Origin of the sequence: Parapedobacter koreensis, assembly GCF_900109365.1 — a bacterium.
GTDB classification, from domain to species: domain Bacteria; phylum Bacteroidota; class Bacteroidia; order Sphingobacteriales; family Sphingobacteriaceae; genus Parapedobacter; species Parapedobacter koreensis.
In genome coordinates this window covers 162,406-178,890 of record NZ_FNZR01000011.1, presented here as the reverse complement: position 1 = coordinate 178,890, position 16,485 = coordinate 162,406, and the positions used below count along the sequence as shown (strand labels likewise).

General features: G+C 52.4%; 6 protein-coding genes. All 6 read left to right on the top strand.

What is annotated here, in order from left to right; genetic code table 11:
* Positions 1-7: 7 nt before the first annotated feature.
* The 6 genes from BMW65_RS21345 (at position 8) to BMW65_RS21320 (ending at position 16,458) form a co-directional block, all read left to right on the top strand.
* Positions 8-697: an urease accessory protein UreH domain-containing protein gene (locus BMW65_RS21345; RefSeq protein WP_090608741.1), complete on the top strand. Its 690-nt coding sequence runs from the start codon at positions 8-10 to the stop codon at positions 695-697.
* A gap of 2 nt (positions 698-699) precedes the next feature.
* Complete coding sequence (locus tag BMW65_RS21340) at positions 700-2,919, top strand: TonB-dependent receptor (protein WP_090608740.1); 2,220 nt, start codon at positions 700-702, stop codon at positions 2,917-2,919.
* A gap of 473 nt (positions 2,920-3,392) precedes the next feature.
* Positions 3,393-4,517, top strand: coding sequence for a glutamine-hydrolyzing carbamoyl-phosphate synthase small subunit (gene carA / locus BMW65_RS21335; RefSeq protein WP_090608737.1), 1,125 nt, complete (start codon positions 3,393-3,395; stop codon positions 4,515-4,517).
* Between the two features lie 125 nt (positions 4,518-4,642).
* Complete coding sequence (gene eno / locus BMW65_RS21330; RefSeq protein WP_090608735.1) at positions 4,643-5,935, top strand: phosphopyruvate hydratase; 1,293 nt, start codon at positions 4,643-4,645, stop codon at positions 5,933-5,935.
* Positions 5,936-6,363: 428 nt separating this feature from the next.
* On the top strand, positions 6,364-7,998 hold the full coding sequence (locus BMW65_RS21325; RefSeq protein ID WP_143053967.1) for a tetratricopeptide repeat protein: 1,635 nt from the start codon (positions 6,364-6,366) through the stop codon (positions 7,996-7,998).
* A gap of 195 nt (positions 7,999-8,193) precedes the next feature.
* Positions 8,194-16,458, top strand: a complete 8,265-nt coding sequence (locus tag BMW65_RS21320; protein WP_143053966.1) for an MBG domain-containing protein — start codon at positions 8,194-8,196, stop codon at positions 16,456-16,458.
* Positions 16,459-16,485: the final 27 nt, after the last annotated feature.

The window sequence follows — 16,485 nt, the reverse complement described above, 5'->3', positions numbered from 1 at the left end:
TCTTAACATGATGATTTCAGCACTTTTACTAGGAACCATGCATGCCTTTGAGGCAGACCATTTGCTGGCGATGAGCAGTATCGTGACTAAACGCTCAAAATGGACACACGCCATACGCGAAGGGGTATATTGGGGCATGGGCCACACCAGTACCATTATCTTGGTAGGCATCTTGATGATCACGCTTAAAGTGGCGATCCCGGAAAGCAATTTCAGCTATTTTGAGGCAGCTGTGGGCTTCATGCTGATTGGCTTGGGGGGCTACCGGATTTATAAATTTTTCAGCAACAACCGCGTGGTTGTGCATAGCCATACGCATACCCACCGCATCGGCGAATTGCCGCATCGGCTTCAACACCAGTTGCATATGCATATCAACGACCGTACCAATGCCAGCCACAAGCGCCTTGCATACGGCGTAGGGATGGTACACGGATTGGCAGGGAGCGGCGAACTGGTGGTGGCCGCGGCGGCACTTTACATCAACCCCTGGCTGGGACTGGCCTACCTGGCACTTTTCGGCATGGGCACCGTTTTCGGGATGGCCATCGCCACCGGCTTGCTGCATCTTCCCTTTACACAAAAGGCTTTGCTTTCCCAGCAAATAACCGTTTCTTTGGCGTGGGTTTCAGCCCTGTTGTGCATTGGCTATGGCACATGGATTAGCTACGAAAACCTCAGCTCAGTCGCATTTTGATAATGATAAATACCCTATGCGTTACCGCCCTGGCGGCGATTGGTACCCTCTGCGGGCTTTCCGCAACCGCCCAGTCCCTCCGGGGCAGGGTGGTGGATGAAGACCGGAATCCGGTAGAAGGAGCCTATGTCTTCAATATGGATAGCAAGGCCCATGCGCACAGTGATGCGCAGGGTGTGTTTTTCCTCGAAAAAGCAGTTGTGGGCGACAGCCTAACGGTATCGCATCGGTATTACCACACCGTAGCCATGCAGGTGGGATCCACGGATTCCATCACGATTGTACTCGGGCATAAAGTACTCCGGCTTGATGAAGTGGTCATCACCGAAAACCTGAAACACTTGAACACCTTTGCGGCCGTAGATCTCGAAATCCAGCCCGTGGCCACGTCACAGGATTTGCTCCGAAAAGTGCCAGGTCTTTTCATTGGCCAGCACGCCGGAGGCGGAAAAGCGGAACAGCTTTTCCTGCGTGGCTTTGATGTGGATCACGGTACCGACGTAGGCATTACGATAGATGGCATGCCCGTGAACATGGTGTCACACGCCCATGGGCAGGGATATGCCGACCTGCATTTCGTTATTCCCGAAACCGTAGAGCGGATCGATTTTGACAAAGGGAGTTATTTTGCAGACAAGGGAGACTTTGTTACTGCCGGTTACGTGGCGTTTGAAACCAAAGATCGGCTGGCCAACAACGCCGTGGCTTTGGACTTGGGGCAGTTCAATACCACCAGAGCGCTTGGCCTGTTCAACCTGTTGGATCGGGAAGGCCAGTCTGCTTATTTCGCGGGCGAATACATGCTTACGGATAACTATTTCGATGCCCCGCAAAATTTCAGCCGCATCAACCTGTTCGGTAAATATACCGCAACGACCGGGCCCAGGGATAAAGTGGCCCTCTCGCTATCCCACTTTACCAGCCAGTGGGACGCCAGTGGCCAGATTCCGGACAGGGCTGTGCGGAGTGGGCTCATCTCGCATTTCGGCGCTGTCGACCCCACGGAGGGTGGCCAGACCAGCAGGAGCAATTTCAATGTGCAGTATGACCATACGATATCCGACCGTTCCCGCATCAAAAATTCAGCATACCTCAGTAAATATGATTTTGAACTGTACTCCAATTTCACGTTTTTCCTGAATGACCCGGAGCATGGCGACCAAATCCGGCAACGGGAAAACCGCACAATCACCGGCTTCCAATCGGAATACCAATATACGTTTGACAAGTATGCCGACCTTAAACTGGGCATGGGCCTACGCAATGACAATGATAAGGACGTCGAACTTTCCCACACGGTAAATAGGCAAACGGTGCTTGAGTACCTAAGCTTGGGCGATCTTAACCAAACAAACTTGTTTTCCTACGCAGCCGCTGATTTTTCATGGGGCAACTGGCTCATCAACACCGGCTTACGGTTGGATTATTTCAAGTTCAACTACGTGGATAAGCTGACCGAATCCTACCACAACCAACTGGAGACCAAAGCTATCCTCAGTCCGAAGGTCAATTTCCTGTATACCCCGCACCAGTCGATCAGCTATTTCCTGAAGCTGGGCAAAGGGTTCCATAGCAACGATGCCCGCGTGGTGGTGGCGCAACAGGGGCAAGATATCCTGCCTGCTTCATACAATGCCGATCTGGGGCTGGTCTGGAAACCGGCACCGCGGCTGATGCTCAATGCAGCGTTGTGGTACCTCTTTCTGGAACAGGAATTTGTGTATGTGGGCGACGAAGCCGTGGTGGAGCCCAGTGGGAAGACCCAGCGCAAAGGCGTTGACTTTGGACTACGGTATCAGTTTAATGACTGGTTATTCTGGAATACGGATTTTACCTATACACATGCCCGGGCCATGGACGAGCCATCAGGAGCGGATTACATCCCACTGGCCCCCGTTACGACGTTGGTCAACGGACTATCCATCAAAAACTACCGTGGGTTGTCCGGCAGCATCAGGACACGGCTTTTGGGCGATCGACCTGCCAATGAAGAAAACTCCGTCCATGCCGCAGGTTATTTTATCACGGATTTTTCCCTGCACTACCAGTTGAAAAACGTTTCCATCGGGGTGAATGTAGACAATGCATTCAATACGAAGTGGAAGGAAACACAATTCCTCACCGAAAGCCGCCTGCGGGAAGAAGCCGAAAGCGTAGAAGAAATCCACTACACACCCGGCACCCCGTTCAGCGCGCGGCTGATGCTGCAATACCGGTTTTGACAATTCGTTGCCCAGCCGGGCAACCACTGTTTTGGCACTTACTCTTAATTAAAGCTAAGTAGATAATGATATTAATTTTATATAACTTTTACTAGTTATCGTATCTTCATCGTATTTCTATCGAAAATTCATCGTATTTTATACGATAAAAATACGATGAATTGGCGATTATAGTAGAATAAGTACTAAATTTATATTAGCTATTGAATCTTATTTGGATAATTTTCTTTTAAAAACAATGGTCAATTTTGGATTAGCACGGTGTAAATTTTTTTTATAGTTAACACATAAATTCGTATCTTTGTCCCCCGTGAATTTTGGCGTACATTGCTGCATGACGAAATCCCCAAAGCCCGGAAACTTTTCCGATATGCTTTGCTTTTTCCACCGTTTCTGGCCCGTTGAGGGCTTTTTTTATGGATGTACGTTTGGCGCGGATTACAAGAACAACCATCATATTTTAATAACAACGAATGACTAATTACAGCAAGTTGCCAGCGATACTGCTGCTGGAAGACGGAACCGTTTACCATGGCAAGGCTGCCGGGAAGATTGGCACCACCGCAGGCGAGATTTGTTTCAACACGGGCACCACGGGGTACCAGGAAATTTTTACAGATCCCTCGTATTTTGGCCAGATTATGGTCACGACCAATGCCCACATCGGCAATTATGGCATTGCAGGGAACGAATCGGAGTCCAACAAGATTCAGATTGCCGGGCTGGTCTGCAAAAATTTCAGCGTTAATTACAGCCGAAAGATGGCCGACTCATCCATACAAACCTATTTTGAAGATGGTAACCTGATTGGCATTTCGGATATCGATACCCGGTCACTGGTACGCCATATCCGCAATAAGGGGGCAATGAATGCCATCATATCCTCCGAAACCCTGGATGTGGAAACGCTGAAAAAGCAATTGGCCGAGGTGCCTTCCATGGCCGGTTTGGAGCTGTCATCCAAAGTGACTACCGAGACCCCTTACTATTACGGTGATGAAGATGCCCCGCTGCGTGTAGCGGTGCTTGATTTGGGGATCAAAAAGAATATCCTCCGCAATTTTGACGCACGCAAGGTATACGCCAAAATTTTTTCGGCCAAAACCCCCTTCTCAGAGATGGAAGCCTGGGGTGCTGATGGTTACTTCATTTCCAATGGCCCCGGGGATCCTGCAGCGATGGACTATGCCATACAGACGGTAAGGGATATCCTGGCGGCAGATAAACCCCTCTTTGGGATCTGCTTGGGACACCAACTGCTGGCGTTGGCAAACGACATCCGTACGCGGAAAATGTTCAACGGACACCGCGGCATCAACCATCCGGTAAAAAATATCATTGCCGACAGGTGTGAAATTACCAGCCAGAACCACGGGTTCGGTGTGGTAGCGGAGGATATCGAACAATCCGATAAGGTGGAAATTACCCACGTAAACCTCAATGACAAATCCATCGAAGGTATAAGGGTGAAAGGCAAAAAGGCTTTTTCGGTGCAATACCACCCCGAATCGTCACCCGGACCGCATGATTCACGCTACCTGTTTGATGATTTCGTCGAGCTGATGGAAAGCGGTGAGCTGACGCTGGAGCGAGCGTAGTCGGGATGGAACATTGAAAATGGAAAAAATATAACTATATTTGGCCTGTGCAACGATTGGTGTATGAATTACACTAACCTTGCAGCTATATTGAAGCAAAACGTTAACCTTAAAAGAAAAAATACATGAGTTTGATCATCGATGTACATGCGCGGCAGATATTAGATTCGCGCGGTAATCCTACCATAGAGGTGGATGTGACTACAGAAAATGGTTTTGTGGGCCGTGCGGCCGTTCCTTCGGGTGCTTCTACCGGTGTGCACGAAGCTGTTGAATTGCGTGACGGTGATAAGTCCAAATACTTGGGCAAGGGCGTGCTGAAGGCAGTGGAAAATGTAAACACGACGATTGCCAATGCATTGCAGGGTATTGATGTATTTGAGCAGAATGCCATCGACAAAATCATGATCGAATTGGATGGCACTGAAAACAAAGGCAACCTGGGAGCGAATGCCATTCTTGGTGTTTCCCTTGCTGTGGCCAAGGCCGCTGCGCAGGAAAGCCGCCAGCCATTGTACCGTTACATCGGCGGTGTCAATGCCAATACGCTTCCCATTCCGATGATGAACATCATCAATGGTGGTTCGCATTCCGATGCGCCCATCGCTTTTCAGGAGTTTATGATCATGCCGGCGGGCGCGCCTTCATTTTCGGAAGCGTTGCGGTGGGGAGCCGAAGTGTTCCACAACCTGAAAAAAATCCTGCACGATCGCGGGCTGTCCACGGCTGTAGGTGATGAAGGTGGTTTTGCACCGACCTTCGATGGTACGGAAGACGCTATTGAGACTGTCCTGAAGGCCATTGAAACCGCCGGATACAAACCGGGAGATGATATTTACCTTGCACTGGACTGCGCATCATCCGAATTTTACAAAGACGGCAAGTACGACTACACCAAGTTTGAGGGCGATAAAGGTGCTGTACGTACCAGCGCGGAGCAAGCCGATTATTTGGCTGAGCTGACCGGCAAATACCCCATCATTTCCATCGAAGACGGTATGGCTGAGGATGATTGGGAAGGTTGGAAACTCCTCACGGATAAAATTGGCGCAAAGGTGCAATTGGTAGGGGACGACCTGTTTGTGACCAACACCAAACGTCTGCAGCAGGGCATCGATACCGATACGGCAAACTCCATTTTGGTGAAGGTAAATCAAATCGGTTCGCTCACCGAAACCATCAATGCGGTATCCTTGGCGCAGACCAGCGGCTACACCTCGGTGATGAGCCACCGGAGCGGTGAGACGGAAGACTACACCATCGCCGATTTGGCCGTGGCGCTGAATACCGGGCAGATTAAAACAGGTTCGGCTTCGCGTTCGGACCGGATTGCAAAGTACAACCAATTGCTCCGCATCGAAGAAGAATTGGGCAGCAACGCAAAGTTCCTGGGCAAAAGCTTCAAGTTTGCAAGGTAATACGTCTTGATTATACTTGAGTGAAAAAGAGATAGAGGCCAATGTAAATTGGCCTCTATCTCTTTTGAAACGAGCCCCCGAAAAGGGGGGTACCTTTGAAAGGTGCAGCTACCGGCCGGTTTATCAAGGGCGGAAATACCAACCTGAATTACCTCGACCTCAACACATGGACGGTACCCCCGCATGTACTGAATATCCGTGTCGTATCACTTTAATACCGTTATTTCTATATTTGTGATATTGCTACCCATGAAATGTTAAAGAATGTTTTTTATATTGTTTTTATCTGTTTTTCCCCGGGTTTTTTAAAAGCACAGCATCTTACATCAAAAGAGCTTATCGCGATTTGGAAGACAGCTGACGTTACCCAGTCCATCAAAGCAGAAGAAACGTACAAGGATCTGAGAATTAACAGGGATTCTGTCAAGTTGAAAAAGATTTTTGCTGAACTTGATGAATTCCTGAAAAGAAATCCCGATGAGCGGCTGTACATCAGGATTGTCATGTATAAAACCATCGCGGCTTTTGAATATTACAAGGAATTAAACGAGGAGGAGTGGAAAGAGCTGCAGGATGCCATGCGGCGGGTGGTTTTGCTTGATGACGAGCAACTGATTTCTGAATTGTACAGCTTATACTCAGAACAGTTTTCTGAAAATGTAGAGGATATCATTTTTTATTTGAGCAAGGCGGCCGAAATCATGCAAAAAATAGGGGCAGACCATTTCCCCCTTGTTTATCAGCGTTTCTGGTATCTCAGCTATTGTTTCTTTTCGCTTCAGGAATATGATGAGGCGATTGAATATGCCAAAAAAGGACTGAACCTGATGGTAAAAGACCAGCACCTGGAATTCCACAACTTCTGTCTGATGAACGATATAATAGGAGCCTCCTATTATGAGCTGGGTGATGCCGAAAACACAATCAGGTATTACCAAAACATATTGGATAAGCTCCCTGAATACCTCTCTTACTATGGAAAATACTATGACATCTATAAAGCGTATGAAAAAGAGTTTGCAAAGATATGGTCTGCTGTTGCTAAAGGTGGAATCGCTAAAGGGTATTTCCTTCAAAGAAAATATGACGAAGCGACCTTGCTGCTCGAAGATAATATCCGTATAAGCCTTCAGACAAAGCAGCTGAATGATGTTTCCAAAGCCCAGAATATATTGGCTCAGATACATGTTGAAAAAGGCAACCACCATAAAGCCTTACAGCTGTGGAAAGCATCCAACTACCGGGCAGCGGCAAGCAAAGCAGAAAAGTATTTTATCCAGTCTCTTCAGGGGATTGCGAAATCGTTTGCTGCATTGGGGCAGTACGACAGCGCTTATCACTATAATAATAAATACTATATAGCACAGCAGGAACTGTTCAATAGGATAAATCATAGCAAGTTAAAATCGATAACCGCCCGCATAGAATACGAAAAATTGAGGGTGGAGCTTGCGGAGGCCAATACAGATGTGCATTACCAGAAGAATATCCGGAACCTGATTGCAGGTACGGCCCTTGTGCTGTTGCTCCTCTTTTTTTTGGTATATATCCGCTATCGTTTCAGGCAGAATATGAAACTTCAGGAACTGGAAAATCAACGGAAAATCAAAGAAATCGAAATCAATAATGCAAACAGGCGGGTCAGGCAAGCAGAACAGCAACTCAGGACGTTCAGGGAAAAACTGATACAGAACAGCCTGATTATTGAGTCCCTGTCTGATACGGAGCGGGAGGCTTCGGCCTTTATGCAGAAACTGATTACTACCACAATCCTTACTGAAGACGACTGGGAGCATTTCAAATCACAGTTTACCATGGTTTTCCCGTTTTTTATTCCGGCATTGGAACAGATTTATCCCAACATTACCCAGTCGGACATCAGGTACCTATGTCTGGTGAAATTAGATTTAAACCATAAGGAAATTGCCGCTGCCCTCGGCATTTCCCCCGCTTCTCTCCGTGTTACTTGGCACCGGTTCAAAAAAAGAGCGGGAATAGCCAACCAGGAAATTTCTTCCCATGAATTTGTGGAAGAGCTGGACTTTTCCGGACAAGGAAACTGATTTTGCTTCCAAAATACTTGTCTTATCATAAGATTGCAATATGTTGATATTCAATTTTTTGAAATTGATGATAAAAAGTGTAACGCAGGTGTAACGCCTGTTTTTCGGTTTTTGGTTGCCGGCTGTTCTTATTTTGTAGTGGAATCCGAATCGGGTGTTTGGCCCAATCGATTTTTGCCCTATAAAAAAGACAAGATGAACCCCAAGCCGCTATTGCTCGGTTTTTTTTACTGTTTTGCACTTACTGTTGGTTTCGCCCAACGCCTTACAGAAAGTTATGCCCGTGCCGGTTTATTAGTTACGCATGCTGCTAATATCCTTTACGTTGATCAACATGTAAATGGAGGCAACGGCTCGGGTGATAGCTGGGAAAATGCCATCCCCCAACTGGCCGACGCATTGAAATGGGCGAAGGAGCATGAAAGCGAATGGACGGCGGAGGCCCCTTTGCAGATCTGGGTGGCCAGCGGTGTCTATAAGCCCATGTACAGCCCCGCCAATGACAATTTCGGTAATCCGGCCGGGCGCGACAATGCCTTTCTGCTGGTGAGCCATACACAGCTTTATGGCGGGTTTTCCGGCGTGGAAGGCGCGTTGGGAGAGCGGGATTGGACGGCTAACCAAACCATTCTGTCCGGTGATTTTGATGACGATGATTTAGTGGATGGAGGTGGCGAGACGTTAGTTATCAGTAATATAGAAGACAATTCCTATCATGTATTGGTCGCTTCGGCTATTGATGTGGCCGCCCGGTCCAGTACGATACTGGATGGCTTTACCATCAGCGGGGGCAATGCAAACGGGGTCAGCGACATTACTGTAAATGGCCATACGGCCTGGCAGGGCGAAGGTGGTGGGTTATACTGCTTGGCTGCGTCACCTACGGTAACCAATGTGCTGTTCTATGCGAATGCGGCCATTTGGGACGGTGGGGGAATGGTGAACCGCAGTGCTTCGTCGCCAAGGGTAAACAACGCTGCTTTCAGCAGCAATTGGGCATATGGAACCTCCGGTTTGGGCGGGGCAATCTACCTCAATGCTTCATCGCCTATTTTATCGGATTTGGTTATCCGGGAAAATGCTGCTTCGGCTACCGGTGGCGGAATACATGCTGCTAGTAACACACGTATCGAACTTGACCGGATTACGCTCACGGGGAATCATGCGCGGCGCGATGGTGGCGGGCTTTGGAACGACGGCGCGGGGGTAAATATCGGCCTCAATAACATGACCATCATCGGCAATACCGCAGGGGAATATGGCGGCGGGCTCGACAACAAGGGAGGTACTGTCCGCATAACAAACTCACTTATCAAAGGGAATAGGGCCGATAAAGGTGGCGGCCTCATGTGCGATGGTAGCTCCATCACGACGTTGATCAACGTGCTGGTGACCGAGAATACAGCCAACGAAGGAGGCGGGGTATTCAACTACAACGCAGGCCCTAATTTATACAACACGACGGTATGGGGCAATACAGCGGCACAGGGTGCAGCAATCGCTAGCCATAATCAGTACAGCGGCCCGCCCACGATAAGGAACAGTGTGATCTTTGGCAGTATTTACAACGAAATCGGTGCCGCGTACACGTTGCAATACAGTCTGCTGGAAGGTAATGCGGATGTTTCCAACGGCAATCTGGATGCCACGGATATAACCGAAGATGACGTGTTCATTGATGCTGCGGGCGGCGACCTAACCCTAAAGCCGGGTAGTCCGGCCATCAACACGGGCAACAACAGTTTCGTCAACGTGAATGCCGATTTGTCCGGCAATCCGCGCATCCGTGCCGCCGCCGTTGATATGGGGGCGTATGAGTACCAAGCTGGAGATGCCGTTACACTTGTGCGACCGACGGACAACACCTTGTATGTAAAGAAAGGGGGCATCGGGGATGGTAGTTCCTGGGCCAATGCCATACCCGAATTGGCCGATGCGCTCAACTGGGCAAGGGAGCAGTACAATGCCGATAATGCCGTATTCGATGCCGTGCCGCTTAAGATATATGTCGCCAAAGGCACATACAAACCACGTTACCATGCCGCTGATGGACAATACACTTCCGACGGCGGCCGCGACAACAGCTTCGTACTGGTTAAAAACGTACAGCTATACGGCGGTTTTGACCCGGATAATGGCATTACCGAGCTGAGCCATAACCGCATCCTCCCGGAAGGGGTTGAGGGATCTGCCGTGGATGGTACGGTGTTGAGCGGCGACCTCGGCACTCAAGACGACAACTCCGACAACGCCCGCCACGTGGTTATCTCTGCCGGAAATGTGGGCGACGCGTTGCTGGATGGCTTTGCGATTGCGGACGGCCATGCGAATGGTGGTGCCAATATAACAGTCAATGGACAAACGATCCCCCAAAATTTGGGCGGGGGAATATTCAACAAGAATTCTTCCCCAACCTTAACGAACATTTCCATCCATGGGAACATGGCATCCAATGGCGGCGGGATGTATAACATTGATTCATCTTCGCCGATTTTGGTCAATGCGATCATTCGTGAGAATACAGCTTCGGGCAGCGGATCAGGAGTGTTTAACAACACCGGTTCTTCCCCTAAACTGACCAATGTCATCATCGTCGGAAACGAATGTTATGTTTCTGGCGGGGGGATGATGAACACGACTTCGTCCATGCCGATGCTAACCAACGTTATCATCACTCAGAACAGGTCTGCTGCCGAGGGCGGCGGGATGATGAGTATTTTTGCTTCCTCTCCTAACTTGGTCAATGTCACCATCAGTGGAAATGCCGCCATTAATGGAGGGGGGATGTCAAACAGTATTGATTCGTATCCGATGTTGGTAAACAGCATTGTTTGGGGAAATGGCGCTTCCAATATCTATAATAATTTGGGCAATATACACGCAAGCAGCAGCCACAACCTAATTGACGGTCCTAATGCCGTAGGCAACATTGCGGATGTTCCGCCGGACCTTATTGCCGAAGACATCTTTGTCGACCCGGATAACCATGATTACCACTTGAAAACCGGTAGTCCCGCGGTGAATGTGGGTGACCCGCGGACCAACGAACCCGGTTATGGCATACAGTCGGGCGAAACGGACCTAGCGGGCGCTGTCAGGGTGGTGGGTGGCCGCATTGACCTGGGGGCTTTTGAGCGGCAGACGCTGCAACAGCAAGTGGACATTACCGACCTTGCGGATGGGGAAATCCGGAAGGTCTATGGGGATGAAGATTTCGTTCCCGATGCGACGGCCACGTCGGGGACGGCGGTAACGTTCAGTCTGCCACCCGATAATGGGGTCGCAGCGATGGTAGACGGAAAGATACGGATAGTCGGCGCCGGCGAGGTGGAGTTGACGGTGAATGCGGAAGGAGACGCACTATACGATCCGGTTTCCATATCCGTTGCGCTTGGGGTCGGCAAAAAGGCGTTGACCATCCGCGCGGACGACAAGGAGAAACGGTACGGAGAGGAGGTTCCTGTGCTTACGTTCAGCTACGAAGGTTTGGTGAATGGGGATACGGAACTCGCAGTTGAGCCAACCATCGGTACCACGGCGACCATCTCCGCTCCGGTGGGGACCTATCCGATTACGCTGACGGGCGGGTCCGACCCCAACTACGACATCACACTGGAAGCGGGAATGCTGGAGGTGAAGCCCTGGGAGCCGATTATTTTCTATGTAAAACAAGGAGGGGCAGGCGACGGCTCCTCCTGGGAGAATGCTTCGGGTGATCTGCAAGGTGTGCTCGATGCTACCATGGAGGGGGATGAAATATGGGTAGCCGCGGGTCAATACCTGCCCGAATTGTGGGGGTCATTCACCATGAAAGAGGGCGTGGAGCTATACGGCGGCTTCCCGGTTCCGGGTGCGGATAATCCGGCTCCAGCGATGGAAGACCGCGATTGGGCGGCCTATGAGACCGTGTTGCGGGGCAATGGAAACAGTGTTGTATCCAATGCAGGTATTAGTCTGGCTTCGGTGCTTGACGGATTTACGCTTACCGGGGGAGTTGCCTTAAGAGGGGGTGGAATGCTCAACATAGTCGGTGCCAGCCCGACACTGCGAAACCTTGTCATCTATGGCAATCATGCCAATATCTCTGGCGGGGGGATGGCCAATGCCAACAGTTCAAACCCGGCACTGGTCAATGTGGTCATCCGCGATAATACCGCGGTCGATTTCGGTGGCGGGATGTACAATGAAATCGGTGCCAGTCCGACGCTGACCGATGTGACCATCAGCGATAACACCGCTTCCCGGGGCGGCGGGATATACAACATAAACAATGCCCATCCGACATTGACGAACGTGGTCATCAGCGGCAATATAGGTTCTGAGGGGGGCGGGATGTACAACGCCAACAATGCCCGTCCGACATTGACGAACGTGGTCATCAGTGGCAATGCGGTAGGTACCACCGGTGGCGCTGTATTCAATTCCGCTTCGCATCCGACACTGACCAACGTGGTCATCAGTGGCAACCGGTCAGTTGGTGTGGGTGCTGGGATGACTAACATGGACGCCTCTCCCATCCTGACCAACACAATCATCTGGAACAACCATACGGGCACTCCCCCAAGTCCTCCCAATGCATCCATAGCTAATTTTGGGACCTCCGCTCCGGTCATTTCCAATAGCCTTATCGCTAACAGCGGTGGCAGCAGCGCCTGGAATCCGGCTATCGGCACGGACGGGGGTAATAACAGGGCCGCCGATCCCCTGTTTGCGGGGGCAATAGACCCTGCCTCGGCGCCTACCACGGCGGGAGACTACCGCCTGCGGGCGGGTAGTCCGGCGGTGAATGCGGGCGACCCGCAGACCAACGCACCGGGTTATGGTGTACAGTCGGGCGAAAACGACGTGGCCGGCAATGTTCGCATCGTGGGGGGCATCATCGACCTCGGTGCCTATGAATCTCCCTATGAAGATGCGGTATCCGCCAGGAGTGTTGACGATGGCTTTGCCGTAAACCACGGTACAGCGCTCGGAGACATCACGGCGCCCGATGATTTCTCCGTGGAGGTGACGCTTAGCGATGGACAGCTTGTATCTGTTGGCATCGACCCTGTTACGGCGACTTGGCTGCTGACGACGGCACCCCCGGCAGCAGCGGGCAACTACAACGGCGGCATCGCAGGGGACTATGTGTTTAATGTACCGCTGGCATCTCCTGCATCGGATGGTGATACGTGGTTCACCAATACAAGTGGACTGACGGTCTCGGTGACCGTTACGGTAAACAAGGGTACGCCGTTGATTACCTGGTTGGATCCGGATCCGATTACCTATGGTACAGTTTTGGGCGAGGACCAGCTGAACGCCACGGCAAGCGTGCCGGGTACGTTTAGCTACTCGTTCGGGTCGGGCCATTTGCTGGACGCCGGTACGCATACGTTGGCGGTAAACTTTGTGCCGGACGACATGGATAATTACGAAACGGTCACGAAAAACGTGCAACTGACGGTGAATAAAGCTGCGGCTACGCTGACCTTATCGGACCTGAACCATACCTACGACGGCACGGCACGGCCGGCCACGGTAACCACGTCGCCAGCGGGCCTCACGGGCGTGTCGGTGACCTACGACGGGTCTGCCGTGCCTCCGACGGAGGCGGGCAGCTATGCGGTGGTGGCCACGCTGACCCACGCCAACTACGAAGCAACGGAAGCAACCGGCACACTGGTGATCGGCAAGGCCACGGCCACGCTGACGCTATCGGACCTGACACATACCTACGACGGCACGGCACGGCCGGCCACGGTGGCCACGTCGCCAGCGGGCCTCACGGGCGTGTCGGTGACCTACGACGGGTCTGCCGTGCCTCCGGCGGAGGCGGGTGAATACGAAGTGGTGGCCACGGTGACCCACGCCAACTACGAAGCGGATGCGGCCACCGGCACACTGGTTATCGGCAAGGCCGCAGCTACGCTGACGCTGTCGGACCTGAACCACACCTACGACGGCACGGGGAAGGCGGCCACTGTGGCCACATCGCCTGCGGGCCTCACGGGCGTGTCGGTGACCTATGACGGGTCTGCCGTGCCTCCGACGGAGGCGGGCAACTATGCGGTGGTGGCCACGCTGACCCACGCCAACTACGAAGCAACGGAAGCCACCGGCACGCTGGTGATCGCTAAGGCCGCAGCCACGCTGACCTTATCAGACCTGAACCACACCTACGACGGCACGGGGAAGGCGGCCACGGTGGCCACATCGCCAGCGGGCCTCACGGGCGTGTCGGTGACCTACGTCGGGTCTGCCGTGCCTCCGACGGAGGCGGGCAACTATGCGGTTGTCGCTATACTGACCCATGATAACTACGAAGCGGATGCGGCCACCGGCACGCTGGTGATCGCTAAGGCCGCAGCCACGCTGACGCTATCGGACTTGAACCATACCTACGACGGCACGGGGAAACCGGCCACGGTGACCACATCGCCAGCGGGCCTCACGGGCGTGTCGGTGACCTACGACGGGTCTGCCGTGCCTCCGGCGGAGGCGGGTGAATACGAAGTGGTGGCCACGCTGACCCACGCCAACTACGAAGCAACGGAAGCAACCGGCACACTGGTGATCGGCAAGGCCACGGCCACGCTGACGCTATCGGACCTGAACCATACCTACGACGGTACGGCACGGCCGGCCACGGTGACCACATCGCCAGCGGGCCTCACGGGCGTGTCGGTGACCTACGACGGGTCTGCCGTGCCTCCGACGGAGGCGGGCAGCTATGCGGTGGTGGCCACGCTGACCCACGCCAACTACGAAGCAACGGAAGCGACCGGCACACTGGTTATCAATAAGGCCACGGCCACGCTGACGCTATCGGACCTGAACCATACCTACGACGGCACGGCACGGCCGGCCACGGTGGCCACGTCGCCAGCGGGCCTCACGGGCGTGTCGGTGACCTATGACGGGTTGGCCGTGCCTCCGGCGGAGGCGGGTGAATACGAAGTGGTGGCCACGCTGACCCACGCCAACTACGAAGCAACGGAAGCGACCGGCACACTGGTGATCGCTAAGGCCGCAGCCACGCTGACGCTATCGGACCTGAACCATACCTACGACGGCACGGCACGGCAGGCCACGGTGACCACGTCGCCAGCGGGCCTCACGGGCGTGTCGGTGACCTATGACGGGTCGGCCGTGCCTCCGTCGGAAGCGGGTGAATATGAGGTGGTGGCCACGCTGACCCACGCCAACTACGAAGCGGATGCGGCAACCGGAACGCTGGTGATCGGCAAGGCTACATTGGCAGGAATTGCATTCGACAATAATAGGTTCACTTACGACGGTACAGCTAAATCGCTGGAAATCAATGGTTCATTGCCAAGAAGTGTAGTCGTCAGCTACAATGGCAACGGACGGATCGAGGCAGGTACGTATACTGTGACTGCTGTCATCGACGGCGGTAATAACTATGAGGATCTGGTGCTGAGGGCGACACTGGAAATCACGGCTATGCCAACACTTTCCATTGCATTTCCCAATCGTCGCCTCGTTTACGACGGTACGCAGAAGTTGCTGGCCGTTACCGGGGAATTGCCCGAAGGTGTTACGGTAACGTATACCAACAATGGAAGGACGGATGTGGGTATCCAAACGGTTACGGCCGTGATTGACGGAGGCAATACTTACCAAGATATGGAGCTGACGGCAACATTGGAAATTATTCCAGCCTCACGGGCACTGTACTTCCCCGCATTGCCCGAAAAAACTTACGGTGATGCTGATTTCAGCGCCGGCGCCACAGCCAGCACCGGGGAATCCGTGACCTATGTAAGCAGTGATGAATCGGTCGCTATAATCGTAGATGGCCTCATCCGTATGATCGGCGCGGGCAGTGCGACCATCACGGCGACCGTTCCGGAAAACGGCAACTACGACAACCGGCCGCAAATAAACCAGCTATTGACCGTACTCAGAGCCCCACAAAGCATCACATTTGCGGAAGTGGGTGAGGTTTCCCGTGATGCCGGAAGCATCCAGTTGGTGGTTTCGGCGACAAGTGGCCTACCTGTTTCCTTGGCCATTGACGACGAACAGGTAGCGACATTGAGTGGCAACACATTAACCATCCACCGTTTGGGCACGATACGGATTACAGCCACACAGGCAGGGGATGCCAACCACGAGACGGCTGCCCCTGTGACCATCACGGTACGTGTCGTGGATCCGGCATCGTCATCCCCTGTACGGGTACACCCGGCAGTGTCGCCCAATGGGGATGGCGTCAACGAATCCCTGACGATTGAGGGTATCCGTGACTATCCGGAGAATCGGGTAACGTTATTTAACCGCAATGGCACCATTGTTTGGGAGGCATCGGGCTATGATAATGAGCGCATCGCATTCCGGGGTATTGGTACAGGCCAGCTCCGGGTACCTGCCGGGACGTATTTCTATATGGTCGAGGTGAAAGTGGGGGACACATGGAAGTACGATAAGGGATGGTTTGTATTGAAATATTAGATATGAGGTATAGGGTGTTATACGGCA

What these genes read in the sequence shown, in the direction of transcription:
- BMW65_RS21345 (WP_090608741.1), top strand. Translation starts at nt 8, where the DNA reads ATGATGATTTCAGCACTTTTACTAGGAACCATGCATGCCTTTGAGGCA.
- BMW65_RS21320 (WP_143053966.1), top strand. Translation starts at nt 8,194, where the DNA reads ATGAACCCCAAGCCGCTATTGCTCGGTTTTTTTTACTGTTTTGCACTT.
- eno (WP_090608735.1), top strand. Translation starts at nt 4,643, where the DNA reads ATGAGTTTGATCATCGATGTACATGCGCGGCAGATATTAGATTCGCGC.
- carA (WP_090608737.1), top strand. Translation starts at nt 3,393, where the DNA reads ATGACTAATTACAGCAAGTTGCCAGCGATACTGCTGCTGGAAGACGGA.
- BMW65_RS21340 (WP_090608740.1), top strand. Translation starts at nt 700, where the DNA reads ATGATAAATACCCTATGCGTTACCGCCCTGGCGGCGATTGGTACCCTC.